Below are 1203 nucleotides of genomic sequence, written 5' to 3'. Positions count from 1 at the left end.
ATCCGCTCGGTCTGCTCGGCCATGGACATGCCGGCTGGCGCGACCTGGGTCGTGACGTTAATGAACTTCGCAATGGCCTCAGCCCCGGCCTCAGTGGTCAGATCGGTGGTTGTGCCCAGGTTGGCGATGGCCTTTGTGAAGCCCTCGATGTCGTCCTTGGGCACACCGAGGGCTCCGCCCATTTCGGCGATCTTGTTGAGTTCGTTGACCGAAATCGGGATTTCAAGCGAGAGATCGCGGAACTTTTGCGCGAGCGCCTTGCCCTCGGCATTGAGATTGCCGAAGTCGTCAGAGATTCCGTCGATAGTTTTTGTGACGCCGGCAAATGAGGATTCAAAATCAGAGGCGGCTTTGATGGATGCAGCGAACATGACAGCCCCGGCCGCCGCAGCCGCGGTCATACTTTTGTGCATGAACTGAGCCTGGCCATCAACCGCCTTGGCCATCTTGCCAAGATCCTGCTCAAATTTATCAAGGCCAGCAATGCCCACAACCGCGACAATCGAGCCAACCCCGCCCATATTTCCAAGACTTCCGAGCATCAATCCTCTATCACATGTACAATTTCACCGCCTGGCAATACAAAGCTCTGCTGAATTGATCCGCCGCCCTTTTTCTTGCTGGTCGGCTTGAAAATGTGCTCTATCTTTGCCCCGTTAGAGCGGGCGATCATGGTGCCGTGAATGTCCAGGAGGTTCTTGAAAACTTCCGGGTATTGCTCCTGCAGGATGCCAAGCAGGACCTCTTCGAATAATTCTATTTTTGTGCTATGTAGGAGTATGGACCGCCTGACCGGGTCTGCCATGTCCCGCACCAGATCAGGATCGAAAAGGCCGTGATAACCATAGCGGCGGGCAGCGGTCACCTGCAAGAGCAATTCCTGCCAGGCAGGATCAACTGAACCCGCTCCGCCGCCAACTAGTTTTTTACCGTCTCCTTCTCAGCCGCCACCTGGCGGGACAGGGAGACGTAGACGTCCGAGATCGCCTTGAAAATATCGCTGTTTCGCGCCATGATCCGCCGGAAGTCCTCCCGGTCCTGCTCTGTCGGTAAGAGATGCGTGTTGTCCAGATTCTTGAGATAACGGGGGATGATGTTGCGGACCGTGTTGATGCCGGCGTGCTCGTTGGCGTACTGCTCGGCCAGGTCCTTTGGCTTCTTTTCGGCGTAGGCGTCGATGTCTTCCTGCTTGACTCCCTCGCT

Annotated in this window: 3 protein-coding genes; all 3 read right to left on the bottom strand. The window is 56.1% G+C overall.

The window, feature by feature from the left end:
- The coding region (locus PLH32_17790) for a phage tail tape measure protein (protein ID HQJ66462.1) at positions 1–542 on the bottom strand (542 nt) is incomplete at its 3' end.
- Complete coding sequence (locus PLH32_17785; GenBank protein ID HQJ66461.1) at positions 542–871, bottom strand: hypothetical protein; 330 nt, start codon at positions 869–871, stop codon at positions 542–544. The genes PLH32_17790 and PLH32_17785, both read right to left, overlap by 1 nt.
- 47 nt (positions 872–918) lie before the next feature.
- Positions 919–1203, bottom strand: a 285-nt coding sequence (locus PLH32_17780) for a hypothetical protein (GenBank protein HQJ66460.1), incomplete at its 5' end; no start/stop codon positions are given.

It is taken from the genome of bacterium (genome assembly GCA_035419245.1).
In the GTDB taxonomy this organism is placed as follows: domain Bacteria; phylum Zhuqueibacterota; class Zhuqueibacteria; order Residuimicrobiales; family Residuimicrobiaceae; genus JAKPUX01.
This window is presented reverse-complemented; position numbering and strand designations above follow the sequence as displayed.